This window comes from Polaromonas aquatica (assembly GCF_050626995.1).
Taxonomy (GTDB): domain Bacteria; phylum Pseudomonadota; class Gammaproteobacteria; order Burkholderiales; family Burkholderiaceae_C; genus Polaromonas; species Polaromonas aquatica_A.
This window is the reverse complement of record NZ_CP192467.1, coordinates 3216259-3235500: the sequence shown is the minus strand read 5'-3', so window position 1 is coordinate 3235500 and position 19242 is coordinate 3216259. Positions and strand designations below refer to the sequence as shown.

Sequence of the window (19242 nt, the reverse complement as noted above, 5' to 3'; positions counted from 1 at the left end):
ATGTACAAAGAAAAACGATCTTCCCGCAGCGAGTTTGTCCCTATACGCGGGCTCAGCTATCACGTATGGCTCTGGGAAAGCGCTTCAGGCGCCAACCCCGCGCTGCCGCCACTTGTTCTGGTTCACGGATGGATGGATGTGGCGGCCTCCTACCAGTTCATGGTGGACGCGCTGTCGGATGCTTTCGTCCAGGGTCGCACCATCATTGCTCCCGACTGGCGCGGTTTCGGGTTGACGGATGGAAGCCGACAATTTTCCGCCGGGCCGCCCCAAGGAAAATTAGCCCCCTCGGGGGGCAGCACAGTACGCGAAGCGACAAGCGTGGGGGCCGCAGATTGTTACTGGTTTGCCGATTACCTGGCCGACCTGGACTTTTTGCTCGACCATTACGTGGGCGACAAACCCGTCGACCTGGTCGGCCACAGCATGGGCGGCAACGTCGCCATGCTGTATGCCGGGGTTCGGCCCGCACGCATCCGCAAGCTGGTCAACCTCGAAGGTTTCGGCCTGCCGCCCAGCAAACCCGCGCAGGCACCGGGCCGTTATGCCAAATGGATAGACGAGCTCAAAAGCCTCCACCGGGGCGAGCTGTCGCTCAAGGCGTATGACGACGTGGCCGGCGTGGCGCGCCGCCTGATGAAAACCAACCCGCGCCTGTCTGCCGACAAGGCCGGTTGGCTGGCCAGCCACTGGGCCCGGCCAAACGCTGAAGGCAAATGGGAGATCCTGGGCGAAGCCGCCCACAAGATCACCAGCGCCCAGCTCTACCGCGTCGACGAGGCCCTGGAGATTTACCGCTGCATCAGCGCCCCGGTGCTGGCCGTCGAGGCGTCCGACGATTCACTGGCCACCTGGTGGCAGGGCAAGTACACCTTGGCCGAATACCACGAACGGCTCAAAGAGGTGCGCCAGGCGCAGGTCGCCGTGATCCAGGACGCCGGCCACATGCTGCACCATGACCAGCCGGAACAACTTGCCACACTCATTGAGGGCTTTCTGGAGTCATAGCCCCCACGCTTGTCGCTTCGCGTGCTGCGCTGCCCCCCGAGGGGGCTGTTTCACCTTGGGGCGGCCCGGCGGTGAAACGGTTCCCTCAACACCCGCCGCTTCGGATACCACGCTACTCCTGAGAAGGTTGTTTCATCTTGAGGCGGCATGATGCTGAAACGGCCGCCTGATCATGAGAAAATGACGGGTTACGCCGCCCAATGCGGCTCCCACCATTTCAGGACAGAAAAATCATGGAAGCAGAACGCATCAATCTCATCGGTAACCAGCTCGTCGACCTGAGCAACCGGGTCAACGAGCTTCGGGGGTATCTTTGACTACCCTGCCAAAGAACGTAAGCTGAACGAAGTCAACGCCGCACTGGAAGACCCGAAGGTCTGGGACAACCCCAAGCGCGCGCAGGAACTCGGCAAGGAAAAGAAATCGCTGGAAGACGTGGTCCATGTGATCGACCGCCTGAGCTCCGAGCTGGCCGACAACACCGAACTCTTCGAGATGTCCAAGGCCGAAGGCGACGACGCCGGCATGCAGACGATTGAGGCCGAAGCAGCCAAGGTGGCCGTGGAAGTCGAGAAGATGGAATTCCGCCGGATGTTCAACAACCCGGCCGATCCCCTGCCCTGCTTCCTCGACATCCAGGCCGGCGCCGGCGGTACCGAAGCCTGCGACTGGGCCAGCATGCTGCTGCGCCAGTACCTCAAGTACGCCGAGCGCAAGGGTTTCAAGACCACGGTCGAAGACGAATCCCCGGGTGACACGGCCGGCATCAAGGGCGCGACGATCAAGATCGAAGGCGAGTACGCTTTTGGCCTGCTGCGCACCGAAACCGGCGTGCACCGCCTCGTGCGCAAGTCGCCGTTCGACTCCTCCGGCGGGCGCCACACCTCGTTTGCATCGGTGTTCGTCTACCCCGAGATCGATGACTCGATTGAAATCGAGATCAACCCGTCGGACGTGCGCACTGATACCTTCCGCGCCAGCGGCGCCGGCGGCCAGCACATCAACAAGACCGACTCGGCCGTGCGCCTGACGCACATCCCGACCGGTATCGTGGTGCAGTGCCAGGACGGCCGCAGCCAGCACAGCAACCGCGATGTCGCCTGGAAGCGCCTGCGCTCACGCCTGTATGACTTCGAGTTGCGCAAGCAGCAGGAAGCCCAGCAAAAGCTCGAAGACACCAAGACCGACGTGGGCTGGGGCCACCAGATCCGCAGTTACGTGCTGGACAACAGCCGCATCAAGGATTTGCGCACCAACGTGGAAGTCTCGGCCACGCAGAAAGTGCTGGACGGCGACCTGGACGTGTTTATTGAGGCCTCCCTTAAACAGGGTGTGTGAGGGCGCGTAAGTGCCCTACAACCCACTCCGGATATTGTGATTTTGGATTTTCAGGAATTAACCCATGCTGCAAATGCTTGATGGATCAACCCCCGGGGCCGCAGTGGTCATCAACCGCGCCGACTACGTCGCACCCGCTTACTGGATAGACACCGTCGACCTGTGTTTTGACCTGGACCCGCAGAAAACGCGCGTTCTGAACAAGATGACATTGCGCCGTAACCCGGACGTGCCGGCCCAAGCCCTGAAGCTGGACGGCGAGGAACTCAATCTCTCCCGCGTGCTGGTCAACGGCCAGGGCACTTCCTTCAAGATGGAAGGCAACCAGCTCGTGCTGGAAAACCTGCCAGAAGGCACCGAGCCCTTCGAGCTGGAAATTTTCACCACGACCTGTCCGGCGAAGAACACCAAGCTGATGGGCCTTTACGTCAGCAACGACTCCTTCTTCACGCAGTGCGAGGCTGAGGGCTTCAGGCGCATCACCTACTTCCTGGACCGCCCGGACGTGATGGCCAGCTATACCGTCACCCTACGCGCCGACAAGGCGCAGTACCCGGTGCTGCTGTCCAACGGAAACCTGGTGGCCCAGGGTCCGTTAGAGCCCGGCCCCAACGGCGCGCGGCATTTTGCCAAGTGGGTAGATCCGCACAAAAAGCCGAGCTACCTCTTTGCCCTGGTGGCCGGCCAGCTGGTGGCCCGCGAGCAACGCATCACCTCCCGCGCAGGCAAGGAGCACGTACTGCAGGTTTATGTGCGCCCCGGCGACCTCGACAAGACCGAGCACGCCATGACCTCGCTGATGCATTCGGTTGCCTGGGACGAAGCCCGCTTCGGCCTGCCGCTGGACCTGGAACGCTTCATGATCGTGGCTACCAGCGACTTCAACATGGGCGCGATGGAAAACAAGGGCCTGAACATCTTCAACACCAAGTACGTGCTGGCTAACCAGGCCACCGCCACCGATGTTGATTTTTCCAACATCGAGAGCGTGGTCGGCCATGAGTACTTTCACAACTGGACGGGCAACCGCGTCACATGCCGCGACTGGTTCCAGCTCAGCCTGAAGGAAGGCCTCACGGTTTTCCGCGACCAGGAATTCAGCCAGGACCTGTGCGGCGAGGCCTCGGCCCGCGCCGTCAAGCGCATTGAAGACGTGCGCGTGCTGCGCACCGCCCAGTTCCCCGAAGACGCCGGCCCCATGGCCCACCCGGTGCGGCCCGACAGCTATGTCGAGATCAGCAACTTCTACACCGTCACCATTTATGAAAAAGGCGCTGAAGTCGTCCGCATGATGCAGACCCTGGTCGGGCGTGACGGTTTTGCCCGCGGCATGACGCTGTACTTTGAGCGCCACGACGGCCACGCCGTGACCTGCGACGATTTTGCGCAGGCCATTGCCGACGCCAACCCGATGTCGGACCTGGCGCGCCTGTTGCCGCAGTTCAAGCGCTGGTACAGCCAGGCCGGCACGCCGCGTGTGCACGCGCAGGGTGTTTATGACGCGGCCGCGCGCACCTACACCCTGACCTTGTCGCAAAGCTGCATGCCCACGGCAGGCCAACCCGTCAAGGAACCGTTTGTCATACCGGTCGGCCTGGGCCTGCTGGGTGCGGACGGCCGTGACTTGCCGCTGCAGCTGGCCGGTGAGAGCCATCAGGGCCAGGCCCTCGCCAGCACACGCAACGTGGTGCTGACGCAACCGAGCGAGACACTGACCTTCGTCAACATTGATGCCGAACCGGTACCCTCCATCCTGCGCGGCTTTACGGCGCCGGTGGTGCTGGAGTTTGACTACACCGACGCCCAGCTGCTGCACCTGCTGGCGCATGACAGCGACCCGTTCAACCGCTGGGAAGCCGGGCAACGCCTGGCCGTTGCACGCGCTATCAAATCTATAGCTGGTGGCGCAGATTCCGCACCGGCTACAGTGCTGGATGATGCCTATCTTGATGCGATGCGCCAGGTGCTGCGCCACCCAAGGCTGGATTCGGCGTTCAAGGAACTGGTGCTGACGCTGCCGTCTGAAACCTATCTGGCCGAGCAACTCGACGTGGTGGACCCGCAGCGCATCCATGCGGTGCGCGAGGCCATGCGCGCGCAGCTGGCCACCGCGCTGGCGGCCGACTGGCAAGCCGTGTATGAGGCCAACCATGACACCGGCGCCTACACGCCCGACCCGGCCTCCAGCGGCCGACGCGCGCTCGCGGGCATGGCGCTCACTTATCTGTGCCTGGCGGCGCAAAGTACCGGCGATACCGTCTGGCCAGGCAAGACCCTGCAGCGCTTCAAGGATGCCGGCAACATGACCGACCGCTTCAATGCGCTGGCGGCCCTGGTCTCCAGCGGCCATGCCCTCGCCGCTGAAGCATTGCCACTGTTCCACGCCATGTTCAAGGATGAAGCCCTGGTCATCGACAAATGGTTTGGCCTGCAGGCCGGCGCGCCTGACCGCGGCGGCAACATTCTGCCGGCGGTGAAGCAGCTCATGAAGCACCCCGACTTCAGCCTGCGCAACCCCAACCGCGCGCGCAGCGTGGTGAGCACCTACTGCCAGGGCAACCCCGCCGCGTTTCACCGTGCAGATGCTGCCGGCTACGTGTTCTGGAGCGACCGCGTGATGGAGCTCGACGCCATCAACCCGCAAGTGGCTGCCCGCCTGGCACGCGCGCTGGACCGCTGGAGCAAGCTGGCCGAGCCTTACCGCAGCGCGGCGCGTGAAGCGATTGCACGCGTAGCGGCCAAGACAGACCTGAGCAAAGACACACTCGAAGTCGTCTCTCGCGCACTGGCCGACTGAACGCGAACGGCGCCCGCCATGGCACTCTTCACATTCAATACCCCCGCACAGCGGTTTGCGAAGAAGTTCAACCCGCTGCGCGACACGGTGTACGACGCCAGCGGCATGTTCAGCGGTTCGCGCATGTCAGCCGACCTGGCCGCGCTGGAGCCCCTGGCCGAGGCCCTTGGCGCCGACTCCGCCGAGCAGGCTGACTTGCTATGGTTGCAGTTCGTGGTGTTTCGCAAACGCCAGCAGCATGCCGAGGGCCTGCCCCTGGGCTTGCGCGCCCTGGCCATGCGCGCCGCCAAAGGTGGCCTCACACCCACCGATCGCTACGAACAGCATTACGCCATTGGCGAGTCGGCCCTGGAAGCCGAGGAGTACGACACTGCCGTTGAGCACCTTCAGCAGTCGGCCCACTGGGCAGCGCACGAAGGCGCCACGCTGGGCACCGACCAGAAGCTGGGCATCCGCGAAGAGATCGGCTATGCGCTGCACGAGGCCGGCCGTTTCGCCGAGGCGCTGGCGCACAACCGGCAACTGCTGGCCGATGCACAAAGCGCATTCGATTCCGGCACGGACAAACGCCTCTCCGGCCTTATCAACAACCTGGCGCAAAACGCCTATGAGCTGGACGACCATGCGCAGGCGCAGGCCTGGCTGCAACAGCGCATGGCGCTGGGCCAGGCCTTGCAGGACACGGACATCGTGCTGGACACCTTGTTCCAGCTCGGCGTGCTCGCGCATGAAGCGGACCAGCCCATCGAAGCGCGCGCCCTCTTCCAGCAACGCGTGGACATTGCCCGTGCGAAGGACGACGAGGACCTGCTGAACGACGCCCTGGCCACGCTCGCCGAATTTGAACAACGCGAACAGCAAGGCGAGCCTGGCTGAGTGCCCGCCCAGCTAAACCCAGCCACATCGCAGCCCAAACGAACTATCTTCAACCGAACGGAGCACCCTATGTCCCAAAAAATCTCCCTGACCCGCTACCTGGTGGAGCAGCAGCGCATGGACGGCCACATCCCGTCGCAGCTGCGCCTGCTGCTGGAAGTGGTGGCCCGTGCCTGCAAAAGCATCAGCCAGGCCGTCAACAAAGGTGCGCTGGGCGGCGTGCTGGGCACCGCCAGCAGTGAAAACGTGCAGGGCGAAATCCAGAAAAAGCTCGACATCATCGCCAATGAAGTGCTGATCGAAGCCAACGAATGGGGCGGCCACCTGGCGGCCATGGCCTCGGAAGAAATGGACAGCATCTACGTGGTGCCCAACCGCTACCCGCAAGGTGAATACCTCCTGCTGTTCGATCCCCTTGACGGCTCCAGCAACATCGACGTCAACGTCAGCATCGGCACCATCTTCAGCGTGCTCAAGAAGCCTGAAGGCCACGCCGGTGTGGAAGAAAAAGACTTTCTGCAGGCCGGCAACAAACAGGTCGCGGCCGGCTACTGCATCTACGGCCCGCAAACCACTCTGGTGTTGACGGTGGGCGACGGCGTCGCCATGTTCACCTTGGACCGCGAGCAAGGCTCCTTCGTGCTGACCGAGGAGAACGTCAGGATTCCGGCAGACACCAAAGAATTCGCCATCAACATGAGCAACATGCGCCACTGGGACGAACCGGTCAAGCGCTACATCGACGAATGCCTGCAAGGCAAAGACGGCCCACGTGGCAAAGACTTCAACATGCGCTGGATCGCCTCTATGGTGGCCGACGTGCACCGCATCCTGACCCGCGGCGGCGTCTTCCTGTACCCCTGGGACAAACGCGAGCCAGAAAAGGCCGGAAAACTCCGCCTGATGTACGAAGCCAACCCCATGAGCTGGCTGATTGAACAGGCCGGCGGCGCCGCCACCAACGGCAAGGAACGCATCCTGGACCTGCAGCCCACCAAGCTGCACGAACGGGTCAGCGTCATGCTCGGCTCCAAAAATGAGGTCGAACGGGTGACCGCCTACCACTCCGGGCTATAATCGCGGGCTGTATTTCATACAAAGCCGGTGTAGCTCAGTCGGTAGAGCAGCTCATTCGTAATGAGAAGGTCGGGTGTTCGATTCATCTCTCCGGCACCATTTACCGCAGTCAAATGCGCTAGTGGTTATTTAATAGAAAACAGCTGATGTCAAATTCGATGGCAGTTGGTTTTCATTCAAGCAGAAGCCCTCGATTGAGGGCTTTTTGCTTTCCTGGTTGCTGAATGACTTGATCTGGATCAGCGCTGCCGGGACCAAGCCCTCCGATACTTACAGCAACGCGTGATGCTTAGCTGGAATACCTCCGGCGCCATGTCGCCGTTCGCGAACGGTTTTCCAATTGAATACCGCCGCTCCGCGAAGTCCGCTAAATCACGATAGACCAGCCGCGGTCCGTACCAGCCCCAGCTCTCGCGCAACCATCCGAGCCCCTGCTCCGCAAGAACAAGGTCTTTTTCATTCATTCTTTCAGATGGCCATGGCGCAATGAGTTCCTTGGTTGTACCGGGAAAGTCATCCCTCAGCATTGTTTGCGGATTAAGTCCTTTTACATAAGAATCAAACTCCACTACCGGGGATTCGCATGGGGATATTTCCGCTTCGTCCTTTTTGGCGACGGCTCTTTCCAGCCGTTCTGGCTACAGCGGCGGTCACCGTGCCGCAATGGGCCCAGGCCCAGGCGACCCTCGAAAAAATCAAGAGCCGCGGGCAGATCAACGTAGGCTACCGCGCAAACTCCGCGCCCTTTTCATTTCACCAGACAGCAGAAAAGCCCCTGGGCTACAGCATTGAATTCTGCAAGCCCATCATCGAGCGGCTGCGCCAAGCTGCTGGCAACCCGAACCTGCGGGTACGGTATATCGAAACGTACGTGGACGCCCGTACCCGCTTGCTGTCTGAAGGCAGCGTGGATCTGCTGTGCGAGAACGTGACCGACACACCGGAACGCCGGGCGCGGATGGATTTCTCGACACCGATTTTTATCGAAGGCGTCCAGGTGGCGGTGCGCACCAAGGACAAACTCAGCGCGCTTGACCAACTGCAAGGCAAAAGCATTGTGGGCATTGCCGGCACTACCGTAGTTCCCGCGTTGGATCTTTATGCGCAGCAGCATTCATTGAAGTGGCAACACGCCAAAGCGGTCAACGCGGATGCCGCCCTCGGACAGTTGCAACTGGGCTGGGTGGCAGGGTACGCCCGCGATGGTGTAGCGCTAGCCGCGCAATTGGCGAGCCTGCCCAATGCAGGCGACTATCTGATCCTGCCGGAACGCCTGTCAGTCGAACCTATCGCCATCGCCTACCGCAAGGGGGACGCAGCCATGGGCGACCTGGTCAATGCGTCTATCAAGGAATCCATACGTAGCGGCGCAGCGCAGGGCTGGTATGAACAATGGTTTTTAAAGCCCGTGAAACCAGGCGGCAAACCGCTGACAAGCGTGATGCCGGCGGAAACGAAAGCGTTGTTTGACGCCGCGAAGGCCAATTGAATTAACCCTGAAAGAAGCCGCAGCACTGGTGCGGCTTTAAACGTTCAGGCGTTGGTGCCGTTCGGCGTATCCGACTCTTCAGGCGTGATGAAAGAGTCTTCCCATTGCACTGCGAAATTGTGGTCGGCGTTGTCGTGAACAATGCCTGAACCGGTGCTGAGAGGGTCGAAGTTGGTAAACCGTATCTTGCGGTTGCGCTCCAGCTTGGCCCGCAGGCTGGTGCGGGCGGCCGCTATGGCTGTCATGTCAACATGCTGCGCATCTGCCACCAAAGCGCCGCCGTCGGCCGCACGCATGGTGTCGGGCACGGTGGCCATGGCGTCGACCTCGACGTCCACGGGCATCGCAAGGGGCGGCTCCCCGAGCACGGCGAGTGGCGCTTCTTCGTCGTCGGACAAATCGATTTCACCCAGGAAGGCTGCGCGCACGTCCTCCAGCGAGGGAAGGTTGCTGCCCCGCACCACGGCGTAGGCGATGCCACACTCTGCAAACAGCTTTCGCTTGAGGTCGCGGTTGCTGGCCCTCAGCCCATTGGGGCCGGGGACGTCGAGGCAACCGATGACGGTACCGTCAGCGGCACATACCGTGAACGTGCAATACACACTTTTGAGCAGCTCAAACGAGCGCTGCCCTTCGACTTCAGTGCGCGGCGAGACGAACCGGATAACCGGGACTTTAACCAGCACATGGTGTTCAAAAAACGCGCGCTGCAACCAGTGCCACACATCCTGCTCTGTTTCGAGCAGTAGGGGGCGGGCCTGGAGATGCCATTGCGCGGGGATACGCCTTTTGTTGCGCGCAACGCGCGCCAGCCAGCCATGATGGCAAGCCGCTCCCGCCGCCATTGCCAACACAGCCGTGGCGGTAAGCGCCAACACGAAAACATCAAACATGGGTACCTTGCTTTTTTTCCCCAGTTTAAACAGAGCATCTTCAAGTTACAACTATTTACGTATCGGGTGTTGCATGGGCGTCTCACATTGCGACGTCTCTTCCCGTTAAATAGGCTCTGAATCACGGAATTGGGCCACAAGTTCCAAAAGCCGCAGCCCCAAAAAAGTAACAATAATTTACAAATCGGAGGTGCCTGACATCGGGCTGGCCAGTACTTTGTCAATGCGCTTCCCATCCAGATCGAGCACTTCGAATCGCCAGCCAGCGCATTCGACATGCTCAGCGGTCTTCAGCAGCCGGCCTGAAACGCTCTGGAGGAGGCCGGCCACCGTGTTGTAGCGTCCGCGGCCTTCTTCGGGCAAATCCCGGATATCCAGCCGCGCCTTGAGTTCTGCCACCGGCATGACCCCGTCGATAAGCCAGCTGCCATCCTCCCGCTCGGTGGCCCACGCGTCCACTTGCGCGCCCGGTTGCAGTTCTCCCGTGATGGCTTCGAGCATGTCCATGGGCGTCATCAGCCCCTGCACCACACCATATTCATCGACCACAAAAACGATGCGCGTAGAGCGGGCCCGGAACTGTTCAAGCAACTCCATGCCGGTCAGCGTTTCCGGAACAAATACCGCAGGCACCGCATAAGCACCGATGCGGTCAGTTACAGAGGGCACCGCATCACCACCCTGGGCCGACGGCGAAGGCTGGATCTGGCCGCGCAGGGCAAGGAGTTTGGCCACGTTGACCACGCCCACCACATCGTCCAGGCTGCCGCGGCACACGGGATACCACGAGTGGCCCGTCGCGCCCGCCTTTTCGATAGCCTGGGCGACGGTGTCGGAGGCATCGAGCCATTCGATGTCGGAGCGCGGCAGCATCAGCGAAGTGAGCAGGCGGTCGTCGAGCAGGAACACGTTTTGCACCATCTGGTGCTCATGCTCTTCGATCAGGCCCGCATCGACGCCCTCTTCAAGGCTGGCGGCAATTTCCTCTTCCGTCACACCCCGCCCGGCGGTGTTGTCAATGCGCAGCAGCTTGAGCACGGCCAGCGTACTGATGGACAGTAACCTGACAAAAGGCTTCGCAATGCTGGCCACCCGCATCATGGGCCGCGAGACCATCCGGGCGACGGTTTCAGGATAGAGCTGGCCTATGCGCTTGGGCACCAGCTCGCCGAACACGATGGTAATGAAGGTGATGATCGTCACCACCAGTGCGGTCGCCGTAATCTCGGCTGCACGCGGCGACGCGCCAAAGCTTTGTATCCACAGCGAGAGGCCGTCGCTGAAAGCCGCCTCACCAATAATTCCGTTGAGCATGCCGATGGAGGTGATGCCCACCTGCACCGACGAGAGAAACTGTGTGGGGTTGTCCAGCAGGCCCAGGGCCGCCTGCGCGCCCTTGTCACCTGATTCGCCCATGGCGGTGAGCCTTGCCTTGCGGCTGGAAGCCAGGGCCATTTCCGACATGGCAAAAACGCCGTTGAGCAGCGTCAAGAAAGCTATCAGAAAAAAGTCCATGAGGCCTGGCGCAAAATAAACACATGTCACTTTACTTCATTGGTGACATGGCTACATCAACGATTTAGAACCTCTCCCCGAGCCATTCAAGTAACGCCCTAAGACGGGCGTTTTTTTTGCCGTCACGCGCTCCGGAAATCTCCGGGCCACAAACGCACGCGTAACAGTTGACTCACTGCAATCAAACATCTCCGCAAGCATTGACTTTGTAAATAGGCCCGTGGACCTTAAAAGGTAAACCTCCTGGGCGTCTGCATCAGATAGGGCGCGAGGCTGACCGCCCCAACGAACGCCCCTTTGCCAAGCCGCGACCTGACCGGCAATAGCTCGTTCACGAATCAAATTGCGCTCAAACTGGCCGACAGCGCCAAGAATTTGAACGATGAACATGCCCACCGAGCTGGAAGTGTCGATAGGCTCTGTGAGGCTTCTAAAACCTGCGCCACGCTGTTGTAGCGTTTCAAGTATCCCGAGCAGGTCACGGAGGCTTCTAGCCACCCTGTCGAGCTTCCAAACCAGCAACACATCGCCCTTCTGCATGGAAGCCAACGCAAGCCGAAGCTGTGGCCGATCACCGATCGAGCGTGCTTTCTCCTGATAGATTTTCTGAACCCCTGCTTTTTGCAGTGCATCAAGTTGCAAGGCCGTTTCTTGTGTCCTGCTGGACACTCGCGCGTAACCAATCAACACCCCTACACCCCTCCCGCTATTATTTGAATAGCGCAAGGTATCGGAATAGTGCGGCTTTGTGGAAAAAAGCCTGTCAATGTTGACAGGGTGGAAGTGGCTCTACTTCGCGAGCTGCAAGACCACCCGGGCGACCACAAGCAGCAGCAGTCCGAGAGCAAGGCCTCCAAGAATGAGCCAAGTCGCGTGAAGCTTAAACGGTTTTTTAAGCTCCGATTCACTGGCCGGGAGGCGAAACGCGGAGCGCTCCACGTAGCCCGTGCGCTTGCGGAGGAGGTCCCTGTACCAGTGCCGTGTGTCCATTGCCATGTGGTGATCATATATTCGGGCGGGGGCGTCTGGCCAGACGCGCTTTCCATCAGGGGCGAGGCCCCCGATACCCCAACAGCCTGCCTATCAATGAACGGTGGCAGTTTTGCCCGATGCGACCGATAGCACGGGCAGCTTTTCGCGAAGGATGTACACAAGCTCCCGTGAGGCAGTACGGCAGCTGTGATCTGACATTTCGACCTTGAGCCCGGTTTCGTCGTAGCACGCACACCGATCTTTCGTCGATATGCAGCCCAAGGGCCTGATGAGCGCGGCGGCTGTTTCCGGTACTTGTCCAGGTGGAACGTTTGCAGGCGCTGGCGGGTTGCCTAGCGGCCCCTCCGCCTTCCGCGCCTGCTTTGTGTCTGATGGCTGATTCTTGGTGACAGCCGCCGTGGGGTTGTACCGCTCGGACAGGCGTGCGGTGATGGTGGGCACACCATAGGCCAAGCCGGCAGCAGCCAGCAGCATGACGAGGAGCGCAGCAGGCAATCGGCGCGGTTGCTTGGTGTGAGCCTCAGCGGATTTATAGAGCTTGTACGCGCCCTTTGGATAACGCCAAGGTCGCGTGGTGATTGCGCTCTTGACCATCGACGGATTTGAGGCGTGGTCCCACTCGTACACAACGGCCAACGGCATGTTTGCAATGCGGCGCACGTGCAAATGACGACCGACCAAACGCCGGATATTCTGATCGAGCAACATGGGATGCTGCGTGATCAACACGAAGTCCACCGCCATGTGTCGATGAATTTCCAGCTTGGCAATGCACTCCGGCGTCTGTGCTCCCATGGAGCGCGGCCGCCACACCTCCTGAACCTCATCGAAACAGATCAGCGCGCCGGGCTTGGCCCATGTGTGCCATTCGTTGAGGTTTTTAGCGTCGATGTGGACGTGATCGAGCAGCAGGTTTTTGATGTTGGTGTGCAGCACCCGAGGGACCTTTTCGCCCTCATGCTCAACCGTTGCGCCCTGCATGGGCAACAGGAGCTCAGCGACAGCGTGCAGGCTCTTGCCGGACCCGGGAACGCCCGTAATCAAGGTAATCATGTGTTCACTCCCAGAATCTTCACGCTCGATTGAATCTGCCAGAGCAGTAACCGGGTCGCCATGGCTCCGAAGATGATCCCGAGGGCTACCCCACCACCACCCAGCAAAAAGAGCTGCAGCATGCCCGCAGGCATCGCGTTAGCGGCAGAAATGAACTGAGCCTTGAGCCCTGACAGCGCGGCCTCCATGCCCACGACGCTGACCACCGAGAAGCCGAGCGAGACGAGAATTTTTGCCAGCATGGGCTGCATGAGCGTCAGGAGCCAAGTTCCAAGCTTCATACCTTTGCCCCCGGGAGAATAATGAGGTAGGCCATGTACAGCGCAATAGCGATGATCATGGGCCGGATGTAGACCGAGAAAGCGTCACAAGTCGGCTGATAGCTCAAAACAATCTGCTTGCCCGCACTCGTTGTAATGGTGTGATTCGCGGGACAACTACCGCCACCAAACAGGTTCTCTGGCGAATAGGTAATGTTTTTTGTCGACTTGGGGATTTCGCCCTCCGGTGTATCGAGCTCCGAGCAGTTGAGCGACTGCGGATTTTTCTCGCACTCACCGCGTGTGTCTTCGGGTGGCGTTTCGGTTTTCGTTTCGTTGGAAATTACGTCGCCGAGATTGTTGGTAATCACGGTGTTGGTGAGCGTGGTGGTCGTGATCGTGTCGCCCTGATAGGTGTGGTTGTGGGTGGTCGTCTCGGCTTTGGTGGTGTTGTTCGTGGTGTTGTTGGTGGTGGTCGTCGTGCCGGGTGAGGTGGCGGGGCCAGAGACGGTGATGGCCTGAGGTTGCACCTTGGGACCGCCAATGGTGTTCGACTGCGCGATCACCTCCGCGATCGCCGAGGTGGACGGCCAGCCACTTTTAGCAGCTACTGCATCGAGCAATTCCTGCTGACTCGCTGGAACCGCGTTGCTTGGCGCCGGGTCAACAATTCGAGTAGCGAGGTGATAAGCGTCTTCGCCAACATCACCCGAAGGCGTCGTGTAAGACATCACACAAATATTTCCAGACACAGAGCCGCTGAAACTGTAGGTGGGAATATTTGCCTTCAACGAATTCGCCAACGCTGTGCAAGCAGAAGCTCTCGAAGTTCTCCAACCGCTGGTAATAGTCGAGCTCTGTGAATACAAATATTCACTGCACGGCGAAACGGTGCAAATGTCGGGGTCTTCTCGCGTGATGGTGATCAGACCACTGTCCGCGGTGCGGCTACAGCCAAAGCCCAACTCTTTGCAGACCTCCCATATGGCCATCCCCGCAGCGACTGGCCCAACCACTCTACCCAGTGCGCGACCGACGGCTAATGCTGTCTGAACTCCGGGAATCCTGCCGGTGACTTTGACGGGGACAGCATTACCCGACGGATTGCGAACATTGCCAGTCTGCTCGACCTTGGGTAGGCCGCCGTCCGTGCTGACCTGGGGAACGCCGGGCGCAGCCACGGGGGTTCCGTCTTTAGCAAAGTCCACCGTGGTCTTACCGGCACCAGTGACCTTCTGCATGAACTGTTCGAAAGCACCGGGAGCAGCTACAGGCCCCTCAGCATATGCAGGTGCTACCTGAACAAGAGCCACAAGCCCAAAAAGAGCAGCCCAAAGGGCGCGAGTGTATGTATTGCTTGCCATGTTTGAAAGTCCATATTTAGACGACTTCGTGTCGGCCTCGGAATAGGTTGTGGAGCTGCTTAGCGCCCCATAGGACGGCGCAAAAGCCTAGCGCTAAGTACCAGTAGTCCAGCGCCATCGAAACGCCGCCATCGTGCTCGCATGGCGCGAAGGTCGGAGCCGGTACGTTGACAGTCGCTATCGTTGCGCCATTGAGTCTTTCGACTGTGGCGACACCCCCGGAAACGCCGGTGCAGCGACTTGAAATCAAGTCGCCGGTTGACGAAAGTCCGGTTTGCGTCCAGGACTCGCAGTAAGCCGTCTCGGCCTGCTGTTCAGTCGGGTAGCAAATGCCTTTGTGTGAATAGCCCATTGGAAATGGGGAGAGCTTGTGCCCTCCCCGGTCCTTGGTTTAACCGAAAAACTTGCGCTTGAGGTACACGGCACCCCAGATCAGGGCGACCATGGCGGTCAGCGTGCCAGCCACCGACAGGGCGTCGGCTTGAGCGTCGGTCATTGCCGTGGTGACAGCAGCGGGAACGGCTGCATATGCAGCACCCGAGCTTGCCAACACGAAGGCAGGGATAGAAGCCAGTTTCAGTTTCAGAGAGCGTTTCATTTCCGATTTCCTTGGTAAAGGTAGCGGTGCGAAATTGCACCGGAAAGAAGCTCGACGTTTCACAACGCTGGAGCCCTTTCCGTCGCAATCTGTCAATGAACCGTCACCCCCTGCGGAGCGGACCGTACCCAAGAGAACGGACCAGCGGCGTCCACTTCCCGTGGGTGGGTATAGACTCTAAAAAAGGTCTTGTGAGAATTGCCGACTGGCTGGAATTCAGCTCTGAAGAATTCGCCAGTGTCATGATTTGTATAGCCGCCTCCAACCGCAGGTTTGAAGCGGTCACCGGCTGCAGCATTGCCCTGCAGATACGCAGGCCAAAGTACCCAGCGCTTAATGTCGCGACCAGTTTTATCGAGGCCACCAGAACCAGAGATACGAGCGCCATGGGGGAACTCCATTACGTTTTTCGTTTCGATTTTTGAGAGATAGGACATGAGGTAGCCGATGGGCTTCTTTGCCGCTTCGGTCTTGGTCATGCCATGCGGCCACCAGCCGCGTTTGTCGGCCTTGGGCATGGTGATGCCCTTCTTGAGCCAAAACACAGCGTGGTAGTGGATTACGCCCCGGTCCTGCAGCTCTGCAACCCAGACATAGCGGAGGTTTTTCCCGGTGAGACGCTTGTACCAATTGCGGACGTTGGTCATGTACGCGGTAAGGTGCGTAGGCTTCCAGCTGCTGTTGTCACCAGCATAGGTCAGGGTCACCATGACTTTCTGGGCACGATCACCTGCAGCGTTATGCAGCAGCTTGGCCGCAACACCTACGCCCTTGCGGAGCCGGGTCACTCTGGCTTGCTGGCGATCAATGGTGATCCCATTGTTTGCAAGCCAGATCACAGAAGCTAACCCTTCGGGGTTGAGACACCCCGTATGGGTTGTTGATACTGAGACAAGCCCAGCCGCTGCGCGGCTCTCAGTGCGTGCGGCGGGGGTGTTCATGCGAGACCTGCAAGGCGCTCGAACTGCAGCGCCATTTCGCACACAGCAGCTTGCTCTTCGGCGTGTTCGGCGTAGCCGATGCGTGAAGACGCGGCGGACGAATACCCGGAGGTTTCGAGGTTCACGGCAACTCGACGCTCAAAGGCGGCGGTCTTGCTGTGACCAGCCACGAGCTCAGCGAGTTTGGCCCCCTCGGGCTCAAACATCTGGAGTTGATCGGCGGACCTCATAGCGATGAGCCCGCCAAAGGCATATCGTCCAGGGTGATGACGTAACCGATTTCGCAGTGGTCATCATCGAACTCAGCAGTAATGACGAGTGTGTCAAAAGGCGACTGGTCCTCGATCATCGACACTTCGTAGAGAAGCGTGATCATCGAAGCCCGAACAGCGGCCTTAGCAGCTTGAAGTTGCAGGGCGCGGGTCATGGTTCACCCGGACTCAGGCTTTTTTCAGGGGGACGAGCTTGGGAGCCACCTCAAGGCCGAATTTGCCCACATAAAGACTGGCCGGGTGAAGCTGGTATTCGCCGGGTTGATAAACCTTCGGCATGTTGCTTTGCTGGTCCACATCAAGGACCAGTTCGATTTTTTCGGGGAAGGGGTTGAGCGCGCCGTCTTTGGCGTGGGTGTGGGCATAGCCGTTCTGGAAGAACATGTGATACGGCTTGCCACTGGTTTTGCCGATACCCTTGTTTTCGCGGGTGTTGGTATCAATGATGGTGACTTTGATCATGGTGTGGCTCCTATTAAATGCCTACAATGCGTAGGCAAGCCAGAGGATGCCGATGACTACACCTTGTAGTCAAGAGCTTTGATACCATGACTACGCTCTGTAGGCATGAATACAACATGTAGGCAATACCAATATGCAAACCACAATGAATCTGCTAGACGACGCGTTAGCCCGGGAACCAGCTCCGTACTGGACCGAAAAGCTACGTCTGTCGAGGGGCGCACTTCATACCGCCAAAACGCGCGGCCATCTCAGCCCAGCAATAGCGGGAGCGCTTGCGCGGCTGATCGGCGAGCCGGTAGAGAAGTGGATTTGCATCGCAGCGCTGGAGTCTGAAAAAGACAGCGCGTGCAAGACGATGCTGGTCAAAGAAGCCGGGAGATCGTGGCTCAATACTTGATTGGCGACCTGCAGGGTTGCGATGCGCCCTTGGGGCGACTGCTGGACAAGATGGATTTCTCGCCCAGCCGCGACACCCTCTACCTCCTCGGTGACCTCGTCAATCGCGGCCCCGAGTCGCTCAAGGTGCTGCGCCGTCTGTCCGCCCTGGGTGACGCGGCACAGTGCCTGCTGGGCAACCACGACCTGCACCTGCTGGCCGTATGGCAAGGTGTACGCAAGCCCGGACGCAGTGACACCGTACAGGACATTCTGGAAGCCCCGGACAGCCAGGCACTGCTCGATTGGCTGCGCCACCGGGCCATGGCGCTGCACCGCCACGGTTGGCTGATGGTGCATGCCGGCGTGCTTCCGCAATGGACTGCAGCGCAAACCATGGCGTTGGGGTCGGAGGTGGAGCAGGTGCTGCGCAGCGGGGACCTTAAAGACTTTTTGCAGGCCATGTACGGCAACACACCCGACCACTGGGACGACAGCCTCCAGGGCGCCGACCGGCTGCGGGTCATCGTGAACGCGCTGACCCGCCTGCGCTTCTGCACGCCCGAAGGCGTGATGGATTTCAGCAGCACCGACGGCCCCGGAAGTGCGCCTGAAGGCCATCTGCCGTGGTTTGATGCCCCGGGCCGCGCTACCCTAAAGACACCCGTGGCGTTTGGCCATTGGTCCACCCTGTCCAGCGGAAAAAACAGCACACCTGCCCTGCGAAACAACACCTTGCCGCTCGACACCGGTTGTGTGTGGGGAGGCTGTCTCACCGCCGCCAGGCTGGGCGCAACAGCCGGCGAGTTTGAATTGATCAGTGTGAAATGCGAACAGGCACAAAAGCCTGGCAAGCACGGAAAGTCGGCCTGAACCGTGCACATCGGCCTTTACCCGAGGCAAGAGCAGCAGGCACTATGCAGCGCGCGCACCCGCCGCAGCAGCGCCCGGGGGTAGCCCAGCCCGCCGCGCGCTGGCCGACTCGTCGGCCCATGCGCGAGCCACGCTTGCGGCCAACAAGAGCACGGCCGACGAAAAGTAGATCCACATCAGGATCACCACCAGAGAGCCTGCTGCGCCATAAGCCGACACAACCGCAGCGGTCGAGAGGTAAAAAGCCATCAGGTGCTTACCGACCGCAAACAGGATGGCCCCCACGGCGGAACCCATCACCAGATAGCGCAAAGCGGGCTTGGGGCCCACGCTCATCCTCATGAGCGCGACAAACAGTACAACGCAGAAGCCGAAAGACACAACTTCATTAAGGATCCAGGCGATCTTCTCGATCGGCAGATAACTGCCCGCCCAGCCCGACAGGAGGCTGAGAAAAGTCGAAATCACCAGCGAGACCAGCAACAAAAAACCAAAAGCCAGGATGTAAGCCACCCCACGCAGGCGCAGGGAGGCGCTGTGCCACCACTTCTGCTGCGGTTCTTCGCCGCTGCCTTGCCGCCACAGCCGCTCAAACGCGTCCTGCAGCTCGGCAAAGACGCCGGTAGCGCCAAACAGCAACAAGGCAAAAGCAAACAGTGAAGCCGCAATGCCTTCCGATGGCTCCTGTGCGCTCGACAGCGCCTGCTGCACCACCTGCGCGCCCTGCGCGCCGACCACGCTGCGGATATGGTCCACCAGGCTGGTTTCGATGTACGCGCGATCCAGCCACCAGCCCAACACGGCCACAAGCAGAACCAGCAGCGGCGCCAGGCTCAGGATGCCGTAGAAAGACATGGCGGCGCTCATCCGCATGCCGTCTGCGTCTATCCAGTGATCGACGGCGCGCCACAAGGGGCGGATGGTTTTCAGGATTTTGTGGAAGCGCGCGGGAAGTCCCAAAGCCGATGGAGGCCTCAAATGCGGATCGGTATTCGCCGTCATGGAGACAGCGTAGAAGGCGCGCCACAAGCGCCGCACCGGACGGCCCCGCAACC

20 protein-coding genes and 1 tRNA gene are annotated in these 19242 nt (G+C 60.1%); 9 read left to right on the top strand and 12 right to left on the bottom strand.

Translation table 11 applies throughout. The features are described 5' to 3' along the window. The 7 genes from ACQ4MS_RS15505 (at position 1) to ACQ4MS_RS15475 (ending at position 8585) form a co-directional block, all read left to right on the top strand. Positions 1 to 1008 (top strand): alpha/beta fold hydrolase, encoded by a 1008-nt coding sequence (locus ACQ4MS_RS15505; protein WP_431095529.1) that lies wholly within the window; start codon positions 1 to 3, stop codon positions 1006 to 1008. Between the two features lie 233 nt (positions 1009 to 1241). Continuing rightward, positions 1242 to 2346 (top strand): peptide chain release factor 2 gene (prfB, locus tag ACQ4MS_RS15500; protein WP_431095528.1). Its coding sequence is split into 2 segments (ribosomal slippage): positions 1242 to 1322 and positions 1324 to 2346, totalling 1104 coding nucleotides; the frame shifts between segments, so codons are not numbered across the junction. 64 nt (positions 2347 to 2410) lie between these two features. Next, positions 2411 to 5143 carry an aminopeptidase N gene (gene pepN / locus ACQ4MS_RS15495; RefSeq protein WP_431095527.1) on the top strand — a complete coding sequence of 911 codons (2733 nt, stop codon included), beginning with the start codon at positions 2411 to 2413 and terminating at the stop codon, positions 5141 to 5143. 18 nt (positions 5144 to 5161) lie between these two features. Next, positions 5162 to 6019, top strand: coding sequence for a tetratricopeptide repeat protein (locus ACQ4MS_RS15490; protein WP_431095526.1), 858 nt, complete (start codon positions 5162 to 5164; stop codon positions 6017 to 6019). Between the two features lie 69 nt (positions 6020 to 6088). After that, the gene (locus tag ACQ4MS_RS15485) at positions 6089 to 7096 is read left to right on the top strand and encodes a class 1 fructose-bisphosphatase (protein ID WP_431095525.1); all 1008 of its coding nucleotides are present in this window, start codon (positions 6089 to 6091) and stop codon (positions 7094 to 7096) included. A gap of 23 nt (positions 7097 to 7119) precedes the next feature. Continuing rightward, positions 7120 to 7195, top strand: a tRNA-Thr gene (locus tag ACQ4MS_RS15480). A gap of 556 nt (positions 7196 to 7751) precedes the next feature. Beyond that, positions 7752 to 8585: an amino acid ABC transporter substrate-binding protein gene (locus ACQ4MS_RS15475; protein WP_431095524.1), complete on the top strand. Its 834-nt coding sequence runs from the start codon at positions 7752 to 7754 to the stop codon at positions 8583 to 8585. A 44-nt stretch (positions 8586 to 8629) separates the two neighbouring features. Here the strand turns inward: ACQ4MS_RS15475 and ACQ4MS_RS15470 are convergent, their stop codons facing one another. The 11 genes from ACQ4MS_RS15470 to ACQ4MS_RS15420 form a co-directional block, all read right to left on the bottom strand. Further along, on the bottom strand, positions 8630 to 9478 hold the full coding sequence (locus ACQ4MS_RS15470; RefSeq protein WP_431095523.1) for a DUF2726 domain-containing protein: 849 nt from the start codon (positions 9476 to 9478) through the stop codon (positions 8630 to 8632). Between the two features lie 177 nt (positions 9479 to 9655). Next, the gene (locus tag ACQ4MS_RS15465) at positions 9656 to 10993 is read right to left on the bottom strand and encodes a hemolysin family protein (protein WP_431095522.1); all 1338 of its coding nucleotides are present in this window, start codon (positions 10991 to 10993) and stop codon (positions 9656 to 9658) included. A 51-nt stretch (positions 10994 to 11044) separates the two neighbouring features. Next, positions 11045 to 11683 carry a recombinase family protein gene (locus ACQ4MS_RS15460; protein ID WP_431095521.1) on the bottom strand — a complete coding sequence of 213 codons (639 nt, stop codon included), beginning with the start codon at positions 11681 to 11683 and terminating at the stop codon, positions 11045 to 11047. Between the two features lie 393 nt (positions 11684 to 12076). Next, positions 12077 to 13039: a zonular occludens toxin domain-containing protein gene (locus ACQ4MS_RS15455; RefSeq protein ID WP_431095520.1), complete on the bottom strand. Its 963-nt coding sequence runs from the start codon at positions 13037 to 13039 to the stop codon at positions 12077 to 12079. Continuing rightward, entirely contained in the window at positions 13036 to 13320 is a 285-nt protein-coding gene (locus ACQ4MS_RS15450; protein ID WP_431095519.1) for a DUF2523 family protein, read from the bottom strand. The genes ACQ4MS_RS15455 and ACQ4MS_RS15450 overlap by 4 nt, the downstream gene beginning before the upstream one ends. Beyond that, positions 13317 to 14663, bottom strand: coding sequence for a virulence factor TspB C-terminal domain-related protein (locus tag ACQ4MS_RS15445; RefSeq protein ID WP_431095518.1), 1347 nt, complete (start codon positions 14661 to 14663; stop codon positions 13317 to 13319). The genes ACQ4MS_RS15450 and ACQ4MS_RS15445 overlap by 4 nt, the downstream gene beginning before the upstream one ends. Positions 14664 to 15054: 391 nt before the next feature. Further along, on the bottom strand, positions 15055 to 15261 hold the full coding sequence (locus tag ACQ4MS_RS15440; protein ID WP_431095517.1) for a major capsid protein: 207 nt from the start codon (positions 15259 to 15261) through the stop codon (positions 15055 to 15057). A gap of 92 nt (positions 15262 to 15353) precedes the next feature. After that, positions 15354 to 16202, bottom strand: coding sequence for a rolling circle replication-associated protein (locus ACQ4MS_RS15435; RefSeq protein WP_431095516.1), 849 nt, complete (start codon positions 16200 to 16202; stop codon positions 15354 to 15356). Beyond that, positions 16199 to 16432, bottom strand: a complete 234-nt coding sequence (locus ACQ4MS_RS15430) for a hypothetical protein (protein WP_431095515.1) — start codon at positions 16430 to 16432, stop codon at positions 16199 to 16201. Before ACQ4MS_RS15430 ends, ACQ4MS_RS15435 begins: the two co-directional genes overlap by 4 nt. Further along, complete coding sequence (locus ACQ4MS_RS15425; RefSeq protein WP_431095514.1) at positions 16429 to 16629, bottom strand: hypothetical protein; 201 nt, start codon at positions 16627 to 16629, stop codon at positions 16429 to 16431. The genes ACQ4MS_RS15430 and ACQ4MS_RS15425 overlap by 4 nt, the downstream gene beginning before the upstream one ends. A 13-nt stretch (positions 16630 to 16642) precedes the next feature. Beyond that, entirely contained in the window at positions 16643 to 16936 is a 294-nt protein-coding gene (locus ACQ4MS_RS15420) for a single-stranded DNA-binding protein (protein WP_431095513.1), read from the bottom strand. 145 nt (positions 16937 to 17081) lie between these two features. Here ACQ4MS_RS15420 and ACQ4MS_RS15415 point away from each other — a divergent pair, with 145 nt between their 5' ends. Next, positions 17082 to 17336 carry a hypothetical protein gene (locus tag ACQ4MS_RS15415; RefSeq protein ID WP_431095512.1) on the top strand — a complete coding sequence of 85 codons (255 nt, stop codon included), beginning with the start codon at positions 17082 to 17084 and terminating at the stop codon, positions 17334 to 17336. Continuing rightward, a complete protein-coding gene (locus ACQ4MS_RS15410; protein ID WP_431095511.1) occupies positions 17321 to 18187 on the top strand; it encodes a symmetrical bis(5'-nucleosyl)-tetraphosphatase in 867 nt (288 codons plus the stop codon). Before ACQ4MS_RS15415 ends, ACQ4MS_RS15410 begins: the two co-directional genes overlap by 16 nt. 42 nt (positions 18188 to 18229) lie before the next feature. Here ACQ4MS_RS15410 and ACQ4MS_RS15405 read toward each other — a convergent pair whose 3' ends face one another. Continuing rightward, the gene (locus ACQ4MS_RS15405; RefSeq protein ID WP_431095509.1) at positions 18230 to 19189 is read right to left on the bottom strand and encodes a YihY/virulence factor BrkB family protein; all 960 of its coding nucleotides are present in this window, start codon (positions 19187 to 19189) and stop codon (positions 18230 to 18232) included. Between the last annotated feature and the right edge of the window lie 53 nt (positions 19190 to 19242).

Bases quoted from the DNA above. Each gene is read 5' to 3' on its own strand.
- ACQ4MS_RS15485 (WP_431095525.1), top strand. From the start codon at position 6,089: ATGTCCCAAAAAATCTCCCTGACCCGCTACCTGGTGGAGCAGCAGCGC.
- ACQ4MS_RS15505 (WP_431095529.1), top strand. From the start codon at position 1: ATGTACAAAGAAAAACGATCTTCCCGCAGCGAGTTTGTCCCTATACGC.
- ACQ4MS_RS15420 (WP_431095513.1), bottom strand. From the start codon at position 16,936: ATGATCAAAGTCACCATCATTGATACCAACACCCGCGAAAACAAGGGT.
- ACQ4MS_RS15455 (WP_431095520.1), bottom strand. From the start codon at position 13,039: ATGATTACCTTGATTACGGGCGTTCCCGGGTCCGGCAAGAGCCTGCAC.
- ACQ4MS_RS15435 (WP_431095516.1), bottom strand. From the start codon at position 16,202: ATGAACACCCCCGCCGCACGCACTGAGAGCCGCGCAGCGGCTGGGCTT.
- ACQ4MS_RS15440 (WP_431095517.1), bottom strand. From the start codon at position 15,261: ATGAAACGCTCTCTGAAACTGAAACTGGCTTCTATCCCTGCCTTCGTG.
- ACQ4MS_RS15425 (WP_431095514.1), bottom strand. From the start codon at position 16,629: ATGACCCGCGCCCTGCAACTTCAAGCTGCTAAGGCCGCTGTTCGGGCT.
- ACQ4MS_RS15415 (WP_431095512.1), top strand. From the start codon at position 17,082: ATGAATCTGCTAGACGACGCGTTAGCCCGGGAACCAGCTCCGTACTGG.
- ACQ4MS_RS15465 (WP_431095522.1), bottom strand. From the start codon at position 10,993: ATGGACTTTTTTCTGATAGCTTTCTTGACGCTGCTCAACGGCGTTTTT.
- ACQ4MS_RS15405 (WP_431095509.1), bottom strand. From the start codon at position 19,189: ATGACGGCGAATACCGATCCGCATTTGAGGCCTCCATCGGCTTTGGGA.
- ACQ4MS_RS15450 (WP_431095519.1), bottom strand. From the start codon at position 13,320: ATGAAGCTTGGAACTTGGCTCCTGACGCTCATGCAGCCCATGCTGGCA.
- ACQ4MS_RS15490 (WP_431095526.1), top strand. From the start codon at position 5,162: ATGGCACTCTTCACATTCAATACCCCCGCACAGCGGTTTGCGAAGAAG.
- ACQ4MS_RS15445 (WP_431095518.1), bottom strand. From the start codon at position 14,663: ATGGCAAGCAATACATACACTCGCGCCCTTTGGGCTGCTCTTTTTGGG.
- pepN (WP_431095527.1), top strand. From the start codon at position 2,411: ATGCTGCAAATGCTTGATGGATCAACCCCCGGGGCCGCAGTGGTCATC.
- ACQ4MS_RS15470 (WP_431095523.1), bottom strand. From the start codon at position 9,478: ATGTTTGATGTTTTCGTGTTGGCGCTTACCGCCACGGCTGTGTTGGCA.
- ACQ4MS_RS15430 (WP_431095515.1), bottom strand. From the start codon at position 16,432: ATGAGGTCCGCCGATCAACTCCAGATGTTTGAGCCCGAGGGGGCCAAA.